General features: G+C 41.2%; 21 protein-coding genes and 1 pseudogene. 15 read left to right on the top strand and 7 right to left on the bottom strand.

The annotated features are described in order from the left end of the window. Positions 1 to 378 precede the first annotated feature (378 nt). The 9 genes and pseudogenes from rutA to IEE84_RS09535 all read left to right on the top strand — a co-directional run bounded on the left by rutA (position 379) and on the right by IEE84_RS09535 (position 8615). A complete protein-coding gene (gene rutA, locus IEE84_RS09575; protein ID WP_191114005.1) occupies positions 379 to 1482 on the top strand; it encodes a pyrimidine utilization protein A in 1104 nt (367 codons plus the stop codon). A gap of 14 nt (positions 1483 to 1496) precedes the next feature. Further along, the gene (gene rutB, locus IEE84_RS09570; RefSeq protein WP_191114004.1) at positions 1497 to 2216 is read left to right on the top strand and encodes a pyrimidine utilization protein B; all 720 of its coding nucleotides are present in this window, start codon (positions 1497 to 1499) and stop codon (positions 2214 to 2216) included. Between the two features lie 75 nt (positions 2217 to 2291). After that, the gene (gene rutC / locus IEE84_RS09565; RefSeq protein WP_191114003.1) at positions 2292 to 2675 is read left to right on the top strand and encodes a pyrimidine utilization protein C; all 384 of its coding nucleotides are present in this window, start codon (positions 2292 to 2294) and stop codon (positions 2673 to 2675) included. Positions 2676 to 2809: 134 nt separating this feature from the next. Further along, the gene (gene rutF / locus IEE84_RS09560; RefSeq protein WP_191114002.1) at positions 2810 to 3391 is read left to right on the top strand and encodes an NADH-dependent FMN reductase RutF; all 582 of its coding nucleotides are present in this window, start codon (positions 2810 to 2812) and stop codon (positions 3389 to 3391) included. Positions 3392 to 3426: 35 nt separating this feature from the next. After that, positions 3427 to 4785, top strand: coding sequence for a solute carrier family 23 protein (locus IEE84_RS09555; RefSeq protein WP_191114001.1), 1359 nt, complete (start codon positions 3427 to 3429; stop codon positions 4783 to 4785). 40 nt (positions 4786 to 4825) lie between these two features. After that, complete coding sequence (locus tag IEE84_RS09550; protein ID WP_191114000.1) at positions 4826 to 6325, top strand: CoA-acylating methylmalonate-semialdehyde dehydrogenase; 1500 nt, start codon at positions 4826 to 4828, stop codon at positions 6323 to 6325. 109 nt (positions 6326 to 6434) lie between these two features. Beyond that, positions 6435 to 7028: pseudogene (ribB, locus tag IEE84_RS09545) on the top strand (3,4-dihydroxy-2-butanone-4-phosphate synthase); the annotation flags it as partial. A gap of 195 nt (positions 7029 to 7223) precedes the next feature. Beyond that, a complete protein-coding gene (rutD, locus tag IEE84_RS09540) occupies positions 7224 to 8000 on the top strand; it encodes a pyrimidine utilization protein D (RefSeq protein ID WP_191113998.1) in 777 nt (258 codons plus the stop codon). 18 nt (positions 8001 to 8018) lie between these two features. Beyond that, entirely contained in the window at positions 8019 to 8615 is a 597-nt protein-coding gene (locus IEE84_RS09535) for a malonic semialdehyde reductase (RefSeq protein ID WP_191113997.1), read from the top strand. Between the two features lie 408 nt (positions 8616 to 9023). Here the strand turns inward: IEE84_RS09535 and IEE84_RS09530 are convergent, their stop codons facing one another. From IEE84_RS09530 to IEE84_RS09510, 5 genes are all read right to left on the bottom strand, one after another. Then, a complete protein-coding gene (locus IEE84_RS09530; protein ID WP_191113996.1) occupies positions 9024 to 9797 on the bottom strand; it encodes a sulfite exporter TauE/SafE family protein in 774 nt (257 codons plus the stop codon). Positions 9798 to 9982: 185 nt separating this feature from the next. Beyond that, entirely contained in the window at positions 9983 to 11488 is a 1506-nt protein-coding gene (locus tag IEE84_RS09525; protein WP_191113995.1) for a tripartite tricarboxylate transporter permease, read from the bottom strand. A 5-nt stretch (positions 11489 to 11493) separates the two neighbouring features. After that, a complete protein-coding gene (locus IEE84_RS09520; protein ID WP_102092303.1) occupies positions 11494 to 11949 on the bottom strand; it encodes a tripartite tricarboxylate transporter TctB family protein in 456 nt (151 codons plus the stop codon). Between the two features lie 116 nt (positions 11950 to 12065). After that, positions 12066 to 13079, bottom strand: coding sequence for a Bug family tripartite tricarboxylate transporter substrate binding protein (locus IEE84_RS09515; RefSeq protein WP_191113994.1), 1014 nt, complete (start codon positions 13077 to 13079; stop codon positions 12066 to 12068). 578 nt (positions 13080 to 13657) lie between these two features. Further along, positions 13658 to 14947, bottom strand: coding sequence for an SLC13 family permease (locus IEE84_RS09510; RefSeq protein ID WP_191113993.1), 1290 nt, complete (start codon positions 14945 to 14947; stop codon positions 13658 to 13660). A gap of 337 nt (positions 14948 to 15284) precedes the next feature. On the opposite strand from IEE84_RS09510, the gene IEE84_RS09505 reads away from it, so the two are divergent. Next, positions 15285 to 16010 carry a GntR family transcriptional regulator gene (locus IEE84_RS09505; RefSeq protein WP_191113992.1) on the top strand — a complete coding sequence of 242 codons (726 nt, stop codon included), beginning with the start codon at positions 15285 to 15287 and terminating at the stop codon, positions 16008 to 16010. A gap of 271 nt (positions 16011 to 16281) precedes the next feature. Here the strand turns inward: IEE84_RS09505 and IEE84_RS09500 are convergent, their stop codons facing one another. Further along, positions 16282 to 16713, bottom strand: coding sequence for an Lrp/AsnC family transcriptional regulator (locus IEE84_RS09500; RefSeq protein ID WP_057761040.1), 432 nt, complete (start codon positions 16711 to 16713; stop codon positions 16282 to 16284). Positions 16714 to 16881: 168 nt separating this feature from the next. Here IEE84_RS09500 and IEE84_RS09495 point away from each other — a divergent pair, with 168 nt between their 5' ends. The 5 genes from IEE84_RS09495 to map all read left to right on the top strand — a co-directional run bounded on the left by IEE84_RS09495 (position 16882) and on the right by map (position 21712). Continuing rightward, a complete protein-coding gene (locus IEE84_RS09495; RefSeq protein ID WP_191113991.1) occupies positions 16882 to 17976 on the top strand; it encodes an ornithine cyclodeaminase in 1095 nt (364 codons plus the stop codon). A 30-nt stretch (positions 17977 to 18006) separates the two neighbouring features. Beyond that, positions 18007 to 19023 (top strand): arginase, encoded by a 1017-nt coding sequence (locus IEE84_RS09490; protein WP_224737745.1) that lies wholly within the window; start codon positions 18007 to 18009, stop codon positions 19021 to 19023. Positions 19024 to 19119: 96 nt separating this feature from the next. Further along, a complete protein-coding gene (locus IEE84_RS09485; protein ID WP_191113990.1) occupies positions 19120 to 20523 on the top strand; it encodes a YjiH family protein in 1404 nt (467 codons plus the stop codon). A 216-nt stretch (positions 20524 to 20739) separates the two neighbouring features. Then, a complete protein-coding gene (locus IEE84_RS09480; RefSeq protein WP_191113989.1) occupies positions 20740 to 20946 on the top strand; it encodes a ParD-like family protein in 207 nt (68 codons plus the stop codon). Next, positions 20939 to 21712 (top strand): type I methionyl aminopeptidase, encoded by a 774-nt coding sequence (map, locus tag IEE84_RS09475; RefSeq protein WP_191113988.1) that lies wholly within the window; start codon positions 20939 to 20941, stop codon positions 21710 to 21712. The genes IEE84_RS09480 and map overlap by 8 nt, the downstream gene beginning before the upstream one ends. A gap of 187 nt (positions 21713 to 21899) precedes the next feature. On the opposite strand, the gene IEE84_RS09470 is transcribed toward map, so the two are convergent. Continuing rightward, on the bottom strand, positions 21900 to 23558 hold the full coding sequence (locus IEE84_RS09470; RefSeq protein WP_191113987.1) for an isovaleryl-CoA dehydrogenase: 1659 nt from the start codon (positions 23556 to 23558) through the stop codon (positions 21900 to 21902). Positions 23559 to 23620 lie beyond the last annotated feature (62 nt).

The following is a 23620-nucleotide window of genomic DNA, read 5'->3' as shown; positions in this document are numbered from 1 at the left end:
CGGGTATGCCAACTACTCCAACAGCGAGCAATACCATATCGGTTTGCAGGTTCACTAACTATAGAAACCTGCTGTTGACCAGTCTTTTCTGCTGCTTCTTCCACCTTATCTTCATCCAAACCACTATCAAAATGTACTTATAAACAATTTATACATTTGTGCACTATTTTATAACACTTTGCACCAATTTATAACAGCCCGCACTATTTCTCTGCATTTTTTTAGACCATATGGTTCAATAATTTTTGTATGAAAAACATATAAGTCATTGATAAATAAATATTAATTAATTTGGCATAAATTATGCTACATAAAAAACATGAAATAATCTTTATTTCTTTTATCGCTCTTTTCTTCCTCAAACGTATAGGTGAAATCATGGAAATAGGTATTTTTTGTCCGATTGGCAACAACGGCTGGTTAATTTCAAAAAACGCGCCGCAATACAAGCCAACATTTGAGCTAAATAAACAAATTGTGCAACGTGCTGAGCACTATGGTTTCGATTTTGCGCTCTCGATGATCAAGCTGCGCGGTTTTGGCGGAGAAACTGAGTTTTGGGATTACAACCTCGAGAGCTTTACTTTGATGGCAGGGTTGGCTGCGGTCACGTCTAAGATAAAAATCTATGCCACATCGGCGACGTTGGTCATGCCACCGGCAATCGTAGCGAGAATGGCATCAACGCTTGATAGCATCTCAAACGGGCGTTTTGGATTGAATGTCGTGACTGGCTGGCAAGAAGCAGAATATGGACAGATGGGAATGTGGCCAGGCGATGATTATTTTGGCAAGCGCTATGACTACCTATCTGAATATGTGCAAATTTTGAGAGATCTTTGGGCGACAGGCCAATCTGATTTGAAGGGTGAGTTCTTTCAGATGAATGATTGTCAGGTGAAGCCTATTCCAAAAGCGGATATGAAGATTATCTGTGCGGGCCAATCAGATACAGGCTTGGCGTTCTCTGCAAAATACGCTGATTACAACTTTGTCTTCGGTAAAGGTCTGAACACGCCAACTGCCTATGCCGGTATTAATGACCGATTAAAGGTACACACGGATCAGACGGGCCGTAATGTTCCGACCTATGTTCTCTTTATGGTTATTGCAGATGAGACCGATGAAAAAGCCCAAGCAAAGTGGCAATCATACAATGATGGCGCGGACTTTGAAGCCATTGATTGGCTGCAGTCACAAGGTGGTAAGGACAAAACCTCAGGCAAAGATACCAACGTTCGCCATATGGCCTCAAGCGTTTCACCAGTCAATATCAATATGGGTACGCTTGTCGGCTCCTTTGAAAATGTCGCCAGCATGTTAGACGAAGTCGCTGAAGTACAAGGTACAGATGGTGTTCTATTGACCTTTGATGATTTCGTGCAAGGCGTTGAGGATTTTGGCAGCAGAATTCAACCGCTGATGCAGAGCCGCATCAATGTTGATACACCAGTGGCCAGCCAAGCTGTCAGCGAAGCCTAATAAAAGGAGCAGATATGAATTCGGTTAATACAATTTGTGCAGACTTTACCAAGGAATCCTCTCCTGTTTTAGAGTCTTTGCCTGAACCTATCAAGTTAGATCCATCCCAGACGGCGCTGATCGTCGTGGACATGCAAAACGCGTATGCCAGCCAAGGTGGTTATCTAGATTTGGCTGGGTTCGATGTCACAGCGACCAAACCTGTCATCGATAAAATCAAGCAAGCCGTGGATATTGCGCATCAATCTGGCATACAAGTTATCTACTTTAGAAATGGCTGGGACAACAAATATGTGGAGGCTGGTGGTAGTGGATCGCCCAATTATCACAAGTCAAATGCCCTAAAAACCATGCGTAAGAATCCTGAAATTGAGGGAACGCTATTAGCAAAAGGCGGCTGGGATTACGAGTTAGTCGACGAGCTTAGCACTGCACCTCAAGACATCGTTATAGATAAACCTCGATATAGCGGCTTTGCGAACACCAACTTCGATAGTGTATTGCGGTCACGGGGCATACGTAATCTATTGCTCACAGGTATCGCGACCAACGTCTGTGTTGAATCTACGCTTCGAGATGGGTTCTTCCTTGAGTATTTTGGGGTGTTATTAGATGACGCTTGTTATCAAGCAGGGCCAGTAGAGGCTCATGACGCCACACTATATAACGTAAAAACCTTTTTTGGTTGGGTCTCTGATGTTGCCAGCATGCAGCAGTGTTTTTCAGATAGCTAATATTTTACCTAGCCAGTTTTTAGAAATCTAAACCAAGCGTTTCATACTTAACCTAACCGCAATAGGAATGTAGATATGTCTAAACAAGTGATTATCCCTGAAGGTACTAGCAAACCATTAGCCCCTTATGTACCAGCGACTAAGGCCGACAACATCGTCTATGTCTCGGGCACCTTGCCCTTTGATGAAAACAACGATGTCGTACATGTGGGTGACGCCGCTGCTCAAACTCGCCATGTGTTAACAACGATTCAAAACGTTATTCAAGCCGCTGGCGGCGATATGGATGATGTGACCTTTAATTCAATCTTTGTAAAAGATTGGGCAGATTATGACGCGGTCAATCAAGTCTATGCAGAATTTTTTCCCAATGAAAAGCCAGCAAGATTTTGTATCCAATGTGGATTGGTAAAACCAGACGCTTTGGTCGAAATCGCGTCCATAGCGCACATTGGATAAGAAAGCCTGTTTAAAAATAACTGCAGTTAGTGAATTTAAAGTTACCTGACATCGAACCCCTTAGCATTGGACTGTAGTAGGGCGCTTTAGTTGACTACACATGTGGCGGAATATTGTTTAAAAGGAAATGACAGATGAATACAGTAATTAAAGAAAGCCAAGTAACGCAATCCTCATTAATGAAACATAAGTCTAAAGAATCATTCACCTCTACGGCAGGGAACTTAACCGACATGCAGCAGTCTTTTAGAGATGCAATGAGCAAGTTGGCGGCTGCCGTAAACATTATTACCACTGAGGGTCCAGCAGGGCGCGCAGGATTTACCGCCTCAGCGGTATGCAGTGTCACTGACGAACCGCCAACCCTATTAGTGTGTCTAAACCGAAGCGCTTCTGTATACAAGTTTTTTAAAGAAAATATGGTGCTATGCGTCAACACACTTGGTCTTGAACATAAAGATCTAAGCGGTGTGTTCGGCGGCAAAAAGGCGTTGGAAGAAAGATTTGAGCAAGGCAATTGGTCCACGCTGTCAACCGGATCGCCTGTATTAGAGGATGCCAGTATCTCTTTTGATTGCAAAATCAAACTCATCAGCTCGGTGGGGACCCACGATATTCTTATTTGTGAAGTATTGGATATCAAACATAAGCCTGATTGTGAAAGTCTCATCTATTTCAATCGAGACTACCATCAATTAAGTAAGTGCAAAAACTAAGTATCACACCTCTACTTTTTTTAAGGATATTCAAAATGGATAAATGGTTTGTGAAATGGCGTCCCTACACCGGGAACCTAGAAACGACACCGGTAGGTATCAATGAATACTTACCAATGGGTAAAAGTGTGGTGTTAGGCGCACAGCACTCATTCGCAATGTTCGGTGCGACAATCTTAGCTCCCTTACTGATGGGCTTTGATCCTAGCTTGACCATGCTAATTACTGGTATAGGTACGATACTTTTCTTTCTTATTACTGGTGGTCACGTACCAAGTTATTTGGGCTCTAGTTTTGCATTTATCGGAGCGGTCGCAGCAGTAACAGGCTATAGCGGCACGGGTATCAATCCAAATATTGGTATTGCGCTGGGAGGTACTGTTGTCTGCGGGGTTTTATATGCATTAATGGGTCTGCTGGTGATGAAAACAGGGACAGAGTGGATTGAGAACTTGATGCCACCTGTAGTGACTGGATCCATTGTGATGATTATCGGGTTGAACTTAGCGCCGGTCACCATACAAAGCGTCATCGGCAGTAGCTTTGATTCTTGGATGGCGTTGGTCACCGTGTTATGTATTTGTTCAGTCGCCGTCTTTACCAAAGGCATGATCAGACGCCTGTTACTGTTAATCGGGCTAGTCGCTGCATATTTTATTTATTTCCTATTAACCAATGTATTGGGCATGGGCACGCCTATTGATTTTAGTCCAATTGCAAATGCTGCTTGGTTCGGTATTCCAACCCTTTATTCTCCTGTCTTTGAGACCAGTGCCATATTAGTCATTGCACCCGTCTTTATCATCTTAATCGCTGAAAATCTTGGGCATTTCAAAGCAGTAGAAGCCATGACTGGCAAAAGCATCTCACCTTATATGGGTAGAGCGTTCTTCGCTGACGGCCTTTGTACCACGCTTTCAGCCTCGGTAGGCGGTACTGGTATGACGACCTATGCAGAAAACATAGGCGTGATGGCCGCGACTAAAATCTACTCTACAGTCGTTTTTGTCATAGCAGGTGTCTTTGCAATCTTATTGGGCTTATCCCCTAAGTTTGGAACGTTAGTCAGCACCATTCCAGTGCCTATTTTGACCGGTGCTTCAATCGTTGTCTTTGGTTTAATCACGATCGCTGGTGCGCGCATTTGGATGAATGCAAAAATTGATTTTAGTAAGAATGGCAATATGTTGGTAGCCGCCGTCCCAGTAATCCTAGGCACTGGCAACTATTCACTAAACATTGCAGGCTTTGATTTAGGCGGTATCGGTACCGCTACTTTCTTGGCCATTCTTATGAACCTCGTTTTCAATTTTAAAAACAAGCAAAAAGAGGTGAGCGTGACTACTGAGAGAGAAATCGCTACATCAGAGCCGCTCTTGAAACTCAATCCATAAATTTAAATCCCTACTTGATATTACCTTAAGGAATCGTGTCATGAATACAGAACCACGCAGCGTACAACAATTGATCAATGGCGAATTTACCGAATCAACGACCACAGAATGGATTGATATCACCAATCCAGCCACTCAAGAAATTATCGCTAAGGTACCACAATCAACACCTGCGGAAATTGAGCAAGCTATCAAAACGGCATCTGAGGCTTTTCAGAGTTGGCGTGTCACACCTATCAGCAAACGGGCCCGTGTGTTTCTAAAGTACCAACAACTGATACGTGAAAATATGGATGAGCTGGCAGCGCTACTGACTGAAGAACAAGGCAAAACGCTAGCAGATGCGAGAGGCGATGTATTTAGAGGTCTTGAGGTCGTAGAGCACGCATCAGGTATCGGTAACTTGCAACAAGGTGGCTACATCGAAAACGTCGCCAGTAGTGTTGATATGTATACCGTTCAGCAGCCAATAGGCGTCTGTGCAGGTATTACTCCCTTTAACTTTCCTGCCATGATACCGCTATGGATGTTTCCAATGGCCATCGCTACAGGCAACACGTTCATCTTAAAACCCTCTGAGCAAAACCCAATCGTTACCATGAGATTGGTCGAGTTGGCCCTTGAAGCAGGTATACCAAAAGGGGTGCTAAATGTGGTTCATGGTGGTAAAGATACAGTGGATGCGCTGTGCGATCACCCTGATATAAAAGCGATATCTTTTGTTGGTTCAACGTCAGTGGGCAAGCATGTGTATGATCGAGCCGGTCAGGCTGGTAAGCGTGTGCAATGTATGATGGGTGCGAAAAACCATGCCGTTATCATGCCTGACGCCAATAAAAAACAAAGTCTGAATCAGTTAGCAGGAGCGGCATTTGGTGCAGCAGGGCAGCGATGCATGGCACTGTCTGTCGTGGTATTGGTTGGGGAGTCTAAACAGTGGGTTGATGAAATTGTAGAAAAATCAGCACAGCTAGTAGTGTCTGCTGGCAAGGATGACAAAGATTTAGGTCCGCTAATATCTAAGCAAGCCAAAGCCCGTGTCGAGCGCTTAATCCAAGCGGGCATAGACGAAGGGGCAACTCTCAGACTAGATGGCCGTGGTTGTCAGGTAGCAGGTTATGAGGATGGTAACTTTGTTGGCCCAACCATCTTGGACAATGTAACCACTGATATGAGCTGCTATACCGAAGAAATTTTTGGCCCTGTCCTGTGCATTATGTATGCCGACACGCTTGAGGAAGCCATTAAGATTATCAATACCAATCCAAATGGTAATGGCACTGCAATTTTCACCCAGTCTGGCGCCCATGCACATAAGTTCCAACAAGATATCGATGTTGGACAAGTTGGTATTAATTTACCAATTCCAGTACCGCTACCGATGTTTTCGTTTACAGGGTCTAGAGCGAGTAAGCTCGGTGATTTAGGTCCTTATGGTAAGCAAGCGGTGCAGTTTTATACACAGACGAAAACCGTGATATCACGTTGGTTTGATGAGGACGCTAGTGAAGGCGTAAATACCACTATCTCTATGAAGTAGGTATACGGCCGTATCAAACGTAGGGCGTTATGTAGAGCGTGTGATTAATTGACAATAGGCTCTACATAACAACATACAAAAGCAAATATAAATGCAAATGGTGGATTTTATGAATATCAATACAATACCAGAAATCATTGAAGATATTAAAGCAGGCAAGATGGTCATAATCATGGATGATGAGGATCGGGAAAATGAAGGTGACCTGATCATGGCCGCCACTTTAGCCAAACCTGATGATATCAATTTTATGATCACCCATGCCAGAGGTTTGGTTTGTTTGACCTTGACCTCCGAGCGTTGCAAAAAATTAAAACTACCTCTCATGTGCAAAGATAACCAAGCACCTTATAGTACAAATTTCACTGTTTCCATTGATGCAGCAAAAGGCGTAAGTACCGGAATATCAACGGCAGACAGAGCTCAGACTATCAGAACTGCCGTGTCTCAAGACGTTACCTTTGATGACGTCATAACCCCAGGTCATATTTTTCCATTAGTGGCTAAACAAGGCGGTGTCTTAGAGCGGGCTGGGCATACCGAAGCAGGTTGCGATTTAACGAAGCTGGCTGGTTTAGAACCTGCTGCGGTTATTGTAGAAATTATCAACCAAGATGGTGAAATGGCTCGTAGAAATGATCTGATGAAATTCGCCGATACTCATAATCTAAAGGTCGGCACTATAGACGCGTTAATTAAATATATTAAGTCTCAAGAGGTCATCGAAAGTAAAAATGAAAGCGAAGTCGAAAATTTCGAAGAAACTGTAACGTATGAATATGATGAAAGCGATGAGCGTACCGTTGAATTGATTTAGTAAATTTCATTTAACTTGATTTTATAAGCTATTAGATACTTTTACCGCAATTTGAATTTTACTAAAATTGGATGAAACCCTATGTTAGTTAAAAAATATCCTTGTAAGAACGACACGTCAGAAACGGTCGTATTTAGTTCAGGTTTAGGCGGGCATGCTGATTTTTGGTTACCTCAAATTGAGTGTTTTACCGAGCATTACAATGTGATTTGCTATGAACAAGAGGGCGTGTCGCCTGATAGTGATCTCTTACCTGATAACTATTCTATGCAAGATTTAGCAGAACAATTAATTGAAATTTTGAAACAAGAAGGGCTGTCTAATTGTCATTTTGTCGGTCACGCACTTGGCGGATTTATCGGTATGGAAGTCGCTTATAAAGAGCCAGAATTGTTAGATAAATTGGTCATCTTAAATGGTTGGGAAAGCCTCGATCCTCACACTATTAAATGTTTTCGTATGCGAACCAGTTTGCTGCAAGATACAGGGGTAGAAGCCTTTGTACGCGCTCAAGCGATATTTTTGTACCCGCCGATATGGATCTCAGACAACATAGAAGCACTCACGCAAAAAGAAAATAAAGCCATCGCTCACTTTGCGCCAGTCGAGAACGTCTCAACGAGACTAAAAGCCTTGCAGGCTTATCAGCCCCTGATAAATGCCAAGCATATCAAAAATAAAACGCTAGTTTTAAGCAATCTTGATGATGTTTTGGTGCCATGGCAACGCGGTCTGGCTTTGGCCAATAATATGCAAAATGCCCAATTTGAGTTAATGGTGACGGGTGGCCATGCCAGTACAATCACAGAAACCAGCTCAACCAATAGCAAAATCCTTCAATTCTTATCCAAAAATTAATATTAATTAGGACGTACTATGACTGATTCCCTATCGTTAACCTCAGAAGATCTAGATCAACTGTTTGGTAAGGCCAGATCCTTTAATGCTTGGCAAAAAAAAGACGTACCAGATGCACTACTTGAAGAGATTTATCACTTAGTGAAAATGGCGCCTACCTCGGCCAATTGTTCACCGGCGCGGTTTGTATTTCTTAAATCTGATGACGCTAAAGCGCGCTTAGAGCCAGCATTGTCATCAGGTAATATCGAAAAAACAATGACAGCACCTATCACCGTGATTGTCGCTTATGATAATGAATTTTATGAGCAACTTCCCAAATTATTTCCACATACGGATGCCAGATCATGGTTTAACTCTAGCCCTGAACTCATAAAAGAAACGGCGTTTAGAAACAGTTCTATGCAAGCAGCTTATCTGATTTTGGCTTGTAGAGCCTTGGGTTTAGACACGGGCCCAATGTCTGGATTCAATAATGAGCTGGTAGATAAAACCTTTCTTGAGGGTAGCAAATGGAATTCAAATCTACTCATTAATATAGGTTATGGCCAAGAAGATCAATTGTATAGCCGTCTTCCAAGATTGGACTTTGATGAGGCTTGTCAGATTTTATAAGAAACAAGTCATTCAACCATATGGAAGGGTAGCTGCTTTCGACTGGGTTATTAAGTGAACCATGATGACGCTTAATAACCATTTTTGATTACAAGGCTCTGAAACTAAAGGTTTTCCGCTACAGCCTTTATACTATAAGCACTAAGAAAGCCCCAATCTTGAGATTGAGGCTTTCTACATTTGGGAAGTATAAGCAAACTCGGAAAAACACTAAGGAAAATTCTGTTTACTGATATATTCAGTCCGTTAGATTAAAGCTTTCTATATTAGTTTCAATAGCATTGCTCAGGTTAGCCTACAAAGATACTATACATAGATATTCAATCGGTAAATATATATGAAGTTAAAGAATTATGCTTACTTATAGGAATAGACTATAAGTTGTAATGGCATGGAATGGAAGAGTCTCTAGAACAGTACATCAATATTTCTTATTATCATTATTAGGCCACTGATGACCATTAGTATCAGCAGCATAATTCTAAACTGGCTAATACTAATGCCTGCCAAAAAGCGTTTGCCAATGATATTACCAATCACGGCGCCCAGTCCTAATACAAGACCATACGCCCATATCTTGACGGTGAGTATCCCAAAAAAGGTGTAGCTGACGATTTGTACAATACCTACAAAAAAAGAATTAGCTGTTTTGGTCGCAATAAGACTTTCTTTTTCCAGTCCAGCATTCATATAAAAAGGGTTAAGAATAGGGCCGAGGCCACCCACCAATGTACTCATAAAAGCAATGGCAAAGCCCACAGGTACAAAACCTACTTTTGGCATATCAAATGTTTTACTTACTTTACCAAACTTGTATTGGAAAATAGTCGAGACTAAAAATGCACCAACCAATAACTGAATCCAGCCTGCGTCCAAACGACTAAACACCAATGCGGCTAGCCATGCACCTACGATAGCACTTGGGACATAATATTTGGTCAATGACCAATCAATATCATGCCAGAATAGATAGAGCCGTGAGGCATTACTTAGAAAGGTAGCCACGTTGATCACAGGTGGTGCAATCGCTGTCCCTACCATCGAAGAGGTAACTGGTATCAGTAGCATAGCACCGCCACCACCAGATATAGTGGAGATAATAAAAGCGACCATGCCAGCGATGAACAAACCTACTAAATGCCAAGTTGGAATGGTTTGCAATAAATCTAAAACAAAGAGCACTATAAAATCCTATTTCATAAGTGACATCAAGTAGTGATGTTTTGCTAATTTTGGACAGCTGACAAAAGAGTTAGGAGTATTAAATAACTGTTGCAAGTAGGGTGAAAGGATCTCTAAAAAAACGGTGGCCATACATAGAGTATAACCACCGCCGGAGAGACATTTAGAGACGAACTAGCAAGAACTTATGCAGCAGTCTTTTTAAAACGCTTACGATACATTTTACGAATGATTGGCATGAATATCATGACAACTACCAAACCCCATAGTGACACAGTGATTGGGCTACTCCATAGAATAGACATCTCACCTTGAGAAATAGACAAGGCACGTCTGAGGTTAGACTCCATTAGCTCTCCTAGTACATAACCTAGAATAAGGGCTGATAGAGGGAAATGTAGCTTACGTAAGAAATAACCAAATATCCCAAGTCCTACCATGAATACCATATCAAAGGTCGTGCTGTTGATAGAGTAAACACCAACGAAACTGATAGCAGCAATAGATGGTATCAAGATATAGTTTGGTACATTAAGTAGCTTAGAAAATACGCCAACCAAAGGAATATTCATTACTAACAAGATAACGTTACAGATGAATAATGAGGCAATAAGACCCCAAACGATGTCTGGCTGTTCGGTAAATAGCTGCGGACCTGGCGTAATATTATATAAAGTCAACGCACCCATCATAACCGCTGTCGTACCAGAACCAGGAACACCCAAAGTCAACATCGGTACAAATGAACCACATGCTGATGCGTTGTTAGCCGCCTCTGGAGATGCTAAACCACGAAGATCGCCTTCACCAAATTTGCCATTGTCTCCAGCAATTTTGCGTTCACTAGCATAGGTCATCGCACTCGCGATAGTCGCACCTGCACCAGGCAAAATACCAACGAAAAAGCCCATTATGCCACTACGTACCATGGCGCCAATAGTAAAGAGAAATTCTTTTAGGTTAAATAAGCTACGCTTACCTTGTGCGATAATTTTCCCACCAGTACTGGTTCTTTCGAGCAAAATCAAGATTTCACTGACACTGAAAAAGCCAATAACGATCGTTGTGAACTGAATACCATCAGATAAGTTGACTGAATCAAAGGTATAGCGATAGATACCTGTGACCGCATCGACACCAACAGTAGCCAGACCCAAGCCGATTAACGCTGACACTGCTGTCTTGATAGGTTGATCACCAACCAAACCACTCAAACAGCAAATCGCGAATACCATTAATACGAAGTATTCAGCAGGTCCAAACGACACTGCCCATTTGGCCAATAGAGGGGCAAACAAGACCACACCAATGGTCGCAATCGTAGAACCAATAAACGAGGCAACCGCAGAGATGGATAAGGCGATGCCAGCCTTGCCTTGAACCGCTAGCGGGTTACCATCCAATGAGGTCATAACCGCCGCGGCAGATCCCGGCACGTTAAGTAGAATGGCAGAAATACGACCGCCATATTCGCAACCAAGATAAACAGCCGCCAGTAAGATAAGTGCACTCTCGGGTGGTAGACCAAGGGCAAAGGCAAAAGGCAATAGAATTGCCACACCATTAATAGGGCCAAGGCCAGGCAACATGCCTACAACTGTACCAATAAAAGCGCCAATGAGTGCAATCAGTAAGTTTTTGGGCAACATCGCTACGCCAAAACCTTGCATTAAAAAGTCAAAAGTTTCCATAATAGCTATCCCATTATTCCTGATAATATTCCAAGTGGCAGAATCACATCCAAAGCCATGTCAAATAAGACATACAGGGCGATACTGATCACAACTGAAAAGATAAGGCTTTTAATAGGATTTCCGGCAAATAATAAACCAACCGCAAAACACATCAGTGTGGTAGCAATCACAAAACCTAAAGGCTCAAAAATTAAGCTATAAATCAATAATGCGCTGACACACAGCACAAGATTTCTAAGCACGACGTTGTTATAGCCCAAATCGATGACTTTCGTAAATCGTGCTGGACGAAAGGCAATAACCAAGGTCAAAAGCGCCGTAAGTGAGAAAATCAAAATAGGATAGGGTCTAGGGCCGATAGGATCATAGGCAATAGGAGCAACGTAACCAATAGCTAAGTAGACCAAAAATAAGCTAAACAACCCCATTAATCCAGAAAACGCACGTTCCATTGTCATAGAAGTATTCCTTAAATTCCAAAATAAGAAGGTTGATAGATGTCTCATCTTTCAACCTTCGATAAATACTATAAAAATCAGTATTCAATCATTAAGGGGATATGATCTGAGTAATGCTACTTAGCTGCAGCATCAACAAGACCGTACTCAGCAGACAATTCACGTAGCTCACCTGTACGTTTATAAACATATGCTTCTAGCTCATCACCAGTCATAGAGAATGGTAGTAGCTCTTGTTGCTCGCGTAATTCAGCGAATTTTGGATCCGCCAGCATGTTATCAAAGCTTGCTTTCCACCAATCATAAGCGGCAGGGCTGACATCTGGACCCATGTAATAACCACGCATGACAGGCCAAGTAACGTCATAGCCTTGCTCTACAGCAGTAGGAATATCAGCCATAGTGCCGCCCAGTCTTTCATCTGCGAATACAGCCAATACACGTAATTTGCCAGCAGTGGCTTGTGGCATGATCTCAGCGATACCAGCACTTACGACAGTCACATGGTTACCCATGACCGCTGTAATAGCCTCACCGCCACCTTCCATCGCAACATAAGTCATATCGCTAGGATTGACACCAACCGCTTTAGCTAAAATAGCTGTCTGCATCCAGTCCTGACCACCAACACTACCACCAGCGGCGAAACTGATTGCTTTTGGATTTGACTTAAGCTCAGCGACCAATCCTGCCAAATCTTTGATAGGTGAGTCTGCATTGACAGCGATAGCACCATAATCAGTACCAACGGCTGCTAGCCATTTCACGTCTTTTTCGGTGAATTTACCAAATTTACCTTGCGATAAATTTAGGATAGAGCCAGTAGAGAAAGCAATGATTGCATCGTTATTAGCACGATCATTGGCAACGATTTTGTTGTAAGCAACAGCACCTACACCGCCTGGCATATAAGTGACTCGCATTGGATCTTCTAATAGGCCGGTATCTCTTAAGCCAGCTTGAGCAAGTTTACAAGTCAAGTCAAAGCCACCGCCTGGTTTTGCTGGGGCGATACATTCTGGACGTGAAGGGGCGTCATAACTGGCATCAGATGCTGCCGTATCAGATTTATTACATGCGGTAAGGGTAAGTACAGAAAGGCCAAGAGCCAAATAGGATAGTTTGTTCACACGACACTCCTTGTGTGTATTTTTAATGAATAGCTCAATAGAGTTCTGAGCAAAATAATTAAGTGATGACAGATGAAGTTCAGATCATCCTGACAATAACTACTAAACTTCATAAAAGTAGAGTTTTTAGCGTTTTGCAAAAGTAACAGAATATTATAGAAATAACAAGAAACATATGTATGTATACATGAATTTTATTTTAAGGTACTATCGCAATGACTGATACAAAATTACTTATTGTCTCAATATCAAGGAAGAGATAAGACAGCAGAACCTTCAGAATACAAGATGTTTATGTCGATAAAAACTAATTAATGCAATGATTTATAGATATTGGTAATTATGAGAGGTACATTGAAAACGTGCTAGGATATATTGCTGTGGATAAGGAGAAGAGCTAACTCGGTAGATGAAGTCAGTGAGATGAGATTAAGCGCCATGACGGACAATTCATTAGGTATTTAAGAAGTTTGGTTGTATATGTCAGTCAAAAGACAGTTGCATTAAAACTGTCTTTTAGAAGGGGTTTGCTTAAGAGCAGGGTGTGTTCTCATTCTAAACATAAGAACACATGCTAGTTAAAATAGCAGCTGGATAATGAAAATAGCTAATATACCAATACCAATATCTAAGGGTACCGCTTTGAATAATAGCGCATTAAATAGCTTGTTTTTTTCTATAACTACTTGAGAAGCGCCCAACATTAGACTACCTCCTGATGAGAAAGGAGAGAGTGATGAGCTTTGTGCTCCCACCACAATACAGGTAAATAACAATAGAGGGTTAAGTCCAGAGGCAACGGCTAAAGGCAGCACCATAGGAAATAGAGTAGGAGCGACTACGCCAAGTGTACTAGCAAAGATTGACATGATTGCGCTAATAACAAATACCAAAATTGGTATCATCCAGATAGGAACGTTGGTACTTAGCCATTCTGTTAGCTCGTAAATAACACCGATCTCAACGCCAAGGCCGATTAGCATGCCGACCCCACAAATCATAATAAGCGTATTCCAAGGAATTAAAGCAATTACTGTTTTTTCGTTCCCTAATTTTAATAATAAACTGATTAAGGCAAAAATAATGGCGATAAAACCAATGTCAATCCGAGCGTTTAAAAACTGAATTGCTTCTATGTTAGGCATTAGGAGATTTAAGATGGGTACAATAAGCACGATAGCCATCATGATAAAAATCAGCATAATAGATTGTTTTTGCTTATTATCGAAAGGCTCTGGTACTATCGTTTGAATCGCAATTTTGCTATTTTTGGCATTAAAAAAGCAATAAATACCTAGGACGATCATTGGCATGAGAAAGGTAACTGCGAAGACACCTAAAACATAAGTAAAGGTATTATCATTTGCAACGCCGGCCCCGCGCATCAGCTCTCGAAAGATAACCCCGCTTTGTGAGGTGATAAAGTTAGCACCAGCCAATGCACCATAGTTAACAGATAAGGTAGCAATGACAAGATTCAAATTAGTACGTTTAGACAATAACAAAATCATAGGTGCCATCGTGGCTAAGACGGTGTAATAACCAGCTCCTAAGCCAGCAACGATCGTAGCAGCAAAGAAAATAACCAAGGGTAAAAACTCGGGAAAATGACGGCATCTATAGATCAAATGATTCGATAGTTTTTCTAAAGCGCCATTCGCTAAAGGAAAGTTATAGAAGAGAGTAACGGCAAAAATAACAAAGAAAATTTTGAGAGGCCATAGCTCAACAATTTCATAAGCGCTCATTCCCATACCGAAACAGCCGATGAGGTATGAAAATGCAATAGCAAATAGACCAATATTGATCTTGGTGGTATAGCCCAAAATAATACATATGACTATTGCGGCTAGAATATAAAGAGTCATTACTGTCCCTTGAACTTAACTACATGAATTCTATAGAGAACTGTATTGACTTCTATAGGTAAAGAGCATTACGAGAATATTGACAAACAACTTTCTAGATTACAGAATCGTATAAGCCTGAAATGCACGTATAAATAAGTGGAATAATAGCAAAAAAAGTAATATGAATTAGATAAAATTGCCCACAAAGTGCTAGACAGTCGTTAGTATTGCAATGATATATAAGGTTTTCTTAGCGCTTAAGATAGAGTACTCCGTTATATTCCAATCTCTAGAATGATAACAATGCTTAAAAACAGTAGAACAATTCATAACCCCCTTAAATTGTGGTGAAATAATGCTAAAAAACTTAGAAAAATTTAAAATACCACGGTATGAGCAAGTGCGATGGCACATTTTGACCTTATTGACAGAAAGTAAATGGGACGAAAACACACCTTTACCGACTGAGCAGGAATTTGCAGACAAGTATCAAGTATCAGTCGGAACCGTTCGAAAAGCGGTTGAGAAGCTGGTCGACGATGGCGTATTAACCAAGTATCAAGGCAGAGGTACCTTTCTAAAGCGTCCAGATTTTGAAAGCTCATTATTACGGTTTTTTAAATTTCGTGATAAAGATGCTTGCTATGCGACACCGACAGGCGTGGTCAAAAAGGTCATGGTAATAGAGGGTATTGAAGAGATTAATGAAAAGCTAGATATTGGTAAGAATAAAGCGCTCATTTATATAGAACGTGTGCGCATTATTGAAGGCAAAGTGTCACTCAGTGAAAAGATTTGGTTACCTAAGAGTCGTTATCAAGCCTTTGTAAATCTAGAGCCTGAAGATTTTGAGAATTTGCTATATCCGTTTTATTATACAAAGTGTGGCCAATTTGTCTCATCTGCCGTAGAGACTTTATTTTTTGTAGCCAATCACGTAGACCCTTATTTAGATAATAATGAGCAAGAAAACCTAGTGAAGGTATGCCGTATTGCTAAGAGTCTAGAAGGTGATCCTATCGAATATAGAGAGTCATATGGAATGGCAGAGAAGTTCAGCTATGAAGTTAATATTATTTAATAAATAGTAAGTCGTTAGTGAATTTCTTGTCTCAAGCTAAAATAGGCTATCGTCTGAGTTAAAGATATCATCGTGTTTTCATACTAAAGAACGTAGTAAAAGATACGTTCTTTAGTTTTATTGTACCAGTCAAATAAAAATTAAAAAATCTAGGTTATAAAGCGCCAATATATTTTTTTTACGCTTACCTTCAGGTGGCTTAATCACAACATCCTAAGTTAATATCTATCAGATAAACAGCATAGCTTATGCGATTGTGAGTTTAATGACATTACAAACTCGAAAGCAGAACACTTGTTTCACTATTCAAAATACCATCAATTTCTCTGACTTGACGCAGCACTTCATCAAATTCCCTCAAGCTTGTCGTGTGTATCTCTCCTACCAAGTCCCATGCTCCATTGGTTGTATGTAACTTAATCAATTGCGGGATACCTCGCAGTTTCCTAATTACTTGTGAAGTAGACTTTCCTGTTACTTCAATCATCATCATCGCTTTGACTGTTTCTTTATCTAGTGCCTCATGCACTCGAATCGTAAATCCTAAAATAGCACCGTTGTGAATCAGTCTATCCAATCTGTTTTGGACAGTGGCACGAGAGACTTTAAGTTTTTTAGCCAGGTTTGAGATGGTTGCTCGACCATCTTGTCGAAGTTCGGATATCAGTTCGCTATCTAAAGAGTCATAAGTGTAATACGCCATAAAAATGCTTCCTTCATTGGATTTTGACATTATGCTAAGTAACACCTAACAATGTGTCAAAAAAATGTCCATATTTAGTAAATTATTGACATTTTAACTGACAATTATAATTGGTAGCATATTAATTGTCGGTTAAATAAATAATATTCAAGGAATGGAGCAAAATTAATGTCTAAATTTATCGTATCACAGAAGCAGGGTGTGCCATTTGTTAGCGTACAGGCGATGGCTGAAATCATTAGTAATTATGGTATAGAACAGACGATAAAAGAATTGGTAGATGCTTTAGAACAAGATTTTTCTCGTTGGGATAGTTTTGAAAAATCCAGTCGTTTTGCTTCTCATTCCAAAGACGGCGTCATAGAGTTGATGCCTGTCAGCGATGGTGAAATGTTTGCGTGCAAATATGTCAATGGCCATCCAATCAACACCAAGCGCGATTTGCAGACGGTAGCCGCTTTTGGCTTATTGTCTGATGTCGATACCGGCTATCCCATTCTGCTGACAGAGATGTGTATCTTGACTGCCTTACGTACGGCAGCGACTTCTGCACTGGTTGCCAAACATTGTGCGCCTAAAAACGCCCAGTCTTTAGCGCTTATCGGTAATGGTGCTCAGGGTGAGTTCCAAGCAATGGGTATGAAGGCAGTCGTGGGTATCTCAAAAGTGCGTTTGTATGATGTCGACCCAGCCGCATCTGAAAAAGTAGCGCATAACCTTGCTGATTCAGGTCTAGAGATTACTATTTGCAAAACGGTAGAAGAAGCAGTTGAAGGCGCAGATATCATCACTACCTGTACTGCAGATAAGAAAAACGCCACCATTCTTCGTGATGATATGGTCAAAAAAGGCGTCTATATTAACGCTATTGGTGGTGACTGTCCTGGCAAAACAGAGCTAGATGCCAATATCTTGTTAAGAGCCGATCATGTGATTGTAGAGTTTGAACCACAAACTCGTATTGAAGGCGACATTCAACAGCTCTCTCAAGATTTCCCTGTGACAGAGTTTCACCGCATCGTAAACGGTGAGAAAGAAGTACGCACTAATGAGGATAACTTGGTTGTATTTGATGGTGTTGGTTTTGCCTCAGAAGACTTTACGGCTTTGGTATTTTTGCGTGATTTGATTAAAAAACAGGATGCATATGAGCTGCTTGACTTGATTCCTCAGCAACAAGACCCTAAAAACCTCTATTCGGTAGTCAAAGCTCATAGCAAAGATCGTAGCCTAGAGACGGATGAAGCGATGGCCGCATCATAAGTCGTTTGAATCTAGAAAAATAGGAGTTCAATGCCAGATTTGGACTCAAATGATGAAAGAATTGTTTTATTTAATAGAGACAAAATAATGAATGATTTAATGAAAAACGTGCGAATAGTAGAAGTTTATTCAGATGTCGCAGGGCATAAAAAAGGCGCGTCATTAGGAATCGATGCATTGCGTGCATCATCAAAAGAGATGAATGCAGACTACTATGAAAAATTGCAACTTGATAGTATAAAAAATGAATATATACATGAAGAAGAGTCACCATTTAAGCATGCAAAATACGCCGATGTAATTGAGCCTGTTATTTCTAAATTGGCGCATAAAATCAAAGATATAAGAAATGAAAATCAATTTCCGATTGTTATCGCAGGTGATCATTCTAGCTGCGCAGGCACGATGCATGGTCTAAAAATGGCGCATCCTGATGCGGAAATTGGCGTGGTTTATATAGACGCACACGCTGATTTCCATTCACCATATACCAGCGGATCAGGAAATATGCATGGCATGCCTTTGGCGATGGCTTGTGCCATTGATAATTTGGAATGTCAGCGTAACGAGCTTTCTGAAAAAGAAAAAGAGTATTGGGAAAAGTTGAAGTTTATGGCATCGAGCGAGCCATCAATTAAGCCAGAAAACGTGGTTTTTTGTGCGGTTAGAGACTATCAAGAAGAAGAGATGGATCTAATTAGAAGACATAAAATCCCTTTATATAGCGTGGCTGAGATAACTCAAAAAGGCATCAGTTCTACCGTAGAGGAAATCTTCAAAAAACTAGAATATTGCGATCATATTTATGTGTCGTTCGATGTTGATAGTGTCGACCCTTTATATGTGCCAGGCACCGGTACGCCTGCAATGAATGGCCTGTCATACGAGCAAGCGATGCAACTTAACATAGAGTTAATTAAGAACAAGAAAGTATGCTGCTGGGAGATGGCAGAGATAAATCCTTTGTATAACAACTCAAAAGATGACTCGACCAGAATATTTAAAATTTTAGAGAAAGTGACCCACACACTTTTGAGCAATTACTAGTACTGAATATTCAAAATGAATAACAGAATCTAGCCTAAAGAGGTTTGTTAAAACCTTCTTTAGGTTGGTTAAAAAGGGACTGCGAGTAAAAATAATATGGACATTATTAAAGCCAGCGCTGCAAGTCGAGATATTAGCGGTATCAATATCAGACAGTTTTTGAAGTTCTTTATCCCCTCTATTATAGGTTTGATGCTTTTCGTATTTCCAATTCCCTATGTGGATGGTCAGTTTGTCACCTATGCAGAAGGATTTACCATTCCTATATCTGTATTGAAGGATTATATACAGGGTTATATCGGCGACCTTTTGCCGTTATTGGTTGTCACCTCAATCATGATTACCTTGTGTTGTACCTTATATACTAAAATCATGAAACCTGCATTTATTCTGAATAATGCGTTTTTGAATAACTTATTAAACGTTACAACGCCTTGGCTTGTTATTAGGATGCTTGGTGCGTTCTTCGTTGTTGTGACCTATTTTAAATTTGGGTTTGAGGCAATATATTCAGACAATATTGGCGGCTTAATATTATATGAGTTAATGCCAATACTTTTTATTGTATTTTTCTTAGCTGGATTACTGCTACCGTTATTGCTTGATTTTGGCTTATTAGAATTCTTCGGGGTTCTACTAAGTAAAGTGATGAGACCTTTATTTGGCTTACCAGGTAGGTCATCTGTAGATTGTTTAACGTCATGGTTGGGTGATGGCACTATCGGTGTCTTATTAACCGATAAACAATTGGAAGGTGGGTTCTATACCAAAAAAGAAGCGGCAATTATCGCGACAAGTTTTTCAGCAGTGTCGATTACATTCTGTTTGGTTGTCATCTCTCAGGTTAAGCTCGAGAGCTACTTTATCAATATGATTGGGGTCGTTGCTTTATGCGGGATTGTTTGTGCGCTAATAGTCCCAAGGTTATTGCCTTTATCTAGAATTGAAGATACTTATACTATCGAAAACAGTGATAGAGATCATGAAACCATTCCCGAAGGAAAAACACTATTTACCCACAGTTTACATAAAGCTGTCCAAAAAGCAGATAAGAGTCCAAGTTTTCTTACTTTCTTAAGAGATGGTCTAAAGAATATTTTGGATATGTGGATTGGGATATTGCCTGTCGTTATGGCAATCGGCACGATGGGTTTGATCGTTGCAGAAGAAACACCTGTATTTGATTATTTAGGTATGCCATTTATTCCATTCTTAGAGTTATTGAACATACCTTTTGCCGCAGAAATGTCAAAAACGATCATGGTGGGTTTTGCAGATATGTTCTTGCCGGCTATTATCGGTTCTTCAATAGAGTCAGAGTTAACGCGATTTGTTATCGCTTGCTTGTCAGTGTCTCAACTGATCTATATGTCAGAAGTTGGCGGATTGATTTTAGGGACAAAAATTCCGGTGAGCTTTTTTCAGTTATTAGTCATTTTTCTATTGAGAACAATCATCTCATTACCAATTATTGCGGTATGTGCTCACATGATTTTTTAAATAGAAATTTCTAAAAGTCGGCTACACCACATCTGAACAAAAAATCAGACGCAAAAAACCACCTTGATAGGTGGTTTTTTGCTATCAGTATCAAGCTATAGTTTAATTCAAATAATTTCGATATAAGGAAACTGAGCTCAAGCGATACATAATTTCTTGCAACCATACAAAAATAGATATACGATTCATATACGTTTCGTATATTAAGGTGTTTTTATGGGTATTGTTAAAATTGATGATGAACTGCATGAAGATATTCGTAAAGCAAGTGCCGTCATGGTGCGCTCCATCAACGCACAAGCTGAATACTGGATGAAGATAGGCATGCTTGCTGAAGCCAACCCGAATATGTCTTACAACCAAATTATCAATGAGCAAATGAGACAAGCTGATGTCAATATAAGGAACCTTATAGATGGATAAGGTCATACTTAAAAATGCAGCAGAATTGGAAATCATGCGCGAGTCTGGACGACTTCTCGCCTTTGTCTTTGATTATCTCGATGAGCAAATTGCAGTCGGTACTTCTACGATGGACATCAATAACCTTGCTGAGCACTATATTGTCGATCAGTTAGGTGCACGTCCAGCCAGTAAGGGTCAGTATGGTTATCAGTATGCATTAAATACCTCGGTGAATAACGTGGTATGTCATGGTATTCCTTCAGAGCAGCAAATACTCAAATCGGGTAATATTGTGAATGTGGATATTACCCTAGAACAAGGTGGTTTTATCGCTGATTCTAGCAAAATGTATTTGATAGGTGAGGTGTTGCCCCTTGCAAAACGCTTGGTTGATCAGACCTATGAAGCCATGTGGGAAGGAATACGAGTGGTGAAACCTGGAGCAACGCTAGGTGATGTTGGTTATGCCATCCAAAGTTACGCTGAGCAGCAGGGCTATTCTGTAGTGCGAGAGTATTGTGGCCATGGTATTGGACGCGAAATGCATGAGGGACCGCAAGTTCTACATTACGGACATCAAGGAAAAGGCCTAGTCCTACAAGAAGGTATGACATTTACCATTGAACCGATGGTCAATCAAGGTAAAGCCAAAGTTAAAGTCAAAAAAGATGGCTGGACCGTAATCACCAATGATAAAAAATTATCTGCTCAGTGGGAGCATACAGTTGCGGTTACTTCTGACGGCTATGAAGTTCTTACTCTGCGAAACGATGAGCTTATTTAAACGATTTAACATTTGAACGACGATTCGGTAAGGCGTTTCTATAATTCAGAAGCGCCTTTTTTTAGGATGTCATGTGATCGTTATTTAGCCAGTTATGGCTGAGAAGAAAGTGACTGACATCAAATGCAAAAGCCTCTGCTACGACACCAATCAGTAGCAGAGGACTATTTAACACATACAAATATATTTAGATAACTGCTTTGGTCGCGCCAGCCGCCCGTTCGATCAATAAATCCACGGGAGCATCAGGATTTAATGTACCAAAGGCCAGCCCATGCTCATTCCCAATCCTAGAACGACAGAATGCATGAGCGATCTCCGTATGTTCAGTCTGTAAGAGTATCGAAGCCTGTAGCATCAATGCTAGGCGCTCAATCACATAGCGACTACGGAACTCCAAGGTTTGCGTATCCTCAAATCGCTCTATCAGCAGGTTTAACTCTGCATCATAATCAGCATTTTTCCCTGCTGCCTGCTGCAGTTCCTTAAATAAAGCTCTCTGAGTTTCTGGCTCTTTTTTTAATGCACGCAGCACATCTAGACACTGCACATTGCCACTGCCTTCCCAGATTGAGTTTAGCGGCGCTTGCCTGTACAGACGCGGCATAATAGTCTCTTCGATATAGCCATTTCCGCCCAAGCATTCTTGTGCCTCATTGATAAGAACGGGCGCGCGTTTGCAGATCCAGTATTTTCCAATCGCAGTAGCAATACGAGCGAGCGCGGCTTCATGAGCGTCTGTTTCTATCCTATCAACAGCGCGCGCAATACGCATTGTTAGAGCCAAAGCCGCTTCGGACTCTAAGGCTAAATCTGCCAACACATTACGCATAATAGGTTGGTTGACTAATAATTTACCAAAGGCTTCGCGCTGGCTGGTGTGATGAATCGCTTGAACGATCGCTTGGCGCATTTGAGCTGAGGAGCCAATCATACAGTCAAGTCGGGTTAGCGCGACCATCTCGATAATGGTAGGGATACCGCGACCTTCAATGCTTACTAGCTCACCGAATGCGCCTTGAAACTCTACCTCGGAGGAAGCGTTTGCCCAATCTCCTAATTTATCTTTTAAGCGTTGAACTTGTACGGCATTGCGTGTCCCATCAGGCCGAAAGCGTGGTACTAAAAAGCAACTAGGACCACTGTCAGATTGGGCCAAGACGAGATGAGCATCACACATTGGCGCTGAGAAAAACCATTTATGCCCAATGATTTCATAAGAGCCATCTTCTTGTCGTATAGCCCGAGTCGTATTGCGGCGTAAGTCTGATCCACCTTGTTTTTCTGTCATACCCATGCCCATCGTACAGCCTAGCTTTTCTTCCATGGGCAAGCTGCGCGGATCATAGTGTGCGGATAATAGCTTGGGCAGCCATTTTTCGGCCAGCACTGGCGAATGACGTAGGGCAGGGATAGCAGCATAGCTCATAGACATGGGACAACCAAACCCAGCCTCAGGCTGTGAGCCGAGATACATGACTGCCGCTCGAGCCACATGGGCACTATCACGATCTTCATTGCGCCAAGCAAAGTTGCTCATGCCATATTTCATCCCTGCATGCATCAAATCATGGTAAGCCGGATGAAACTCTACTTCATCTATACGCCGACCATAGCTGTCAAAGCTGCGCAGTTTAGGCTTGTTTTCATTGGCCAAGAATCCGCTGTTGATCAGATCTCCACCAGTCAGTGCGCCAAACTCTTTCAAGTGATTTTCTGCCCAAGCAGCACCCTCTCGTGCGACCGCTTCTTTGAGCGCTGTATCTGTTTCCCATGCATTATAATTGGCTAAGGCAAAAGGTTGATTCTGCACCTCATGGGTCTTAAATTGATTTACAATTGACATGATGATTGTCTTCCCTGATTTTAAATGTCATTCCCTAAGTTACAGTAATTTCCAAGATCAGT

The organism is Psychrobacter sp. 28M-43 (genome assembly GCF_014770435.1).
Classification (GTDB): Bacteria; Pseudomonadota; Gammaproteobacteria; order Pseudomonadales; family Moraxellaceae; genus Psychrobacter.
The sequence above is the reverse complement of the archived record's forward strand: the minus strand, read 5'-3'. Positions and strand labels throughout refer to the sequence as shown.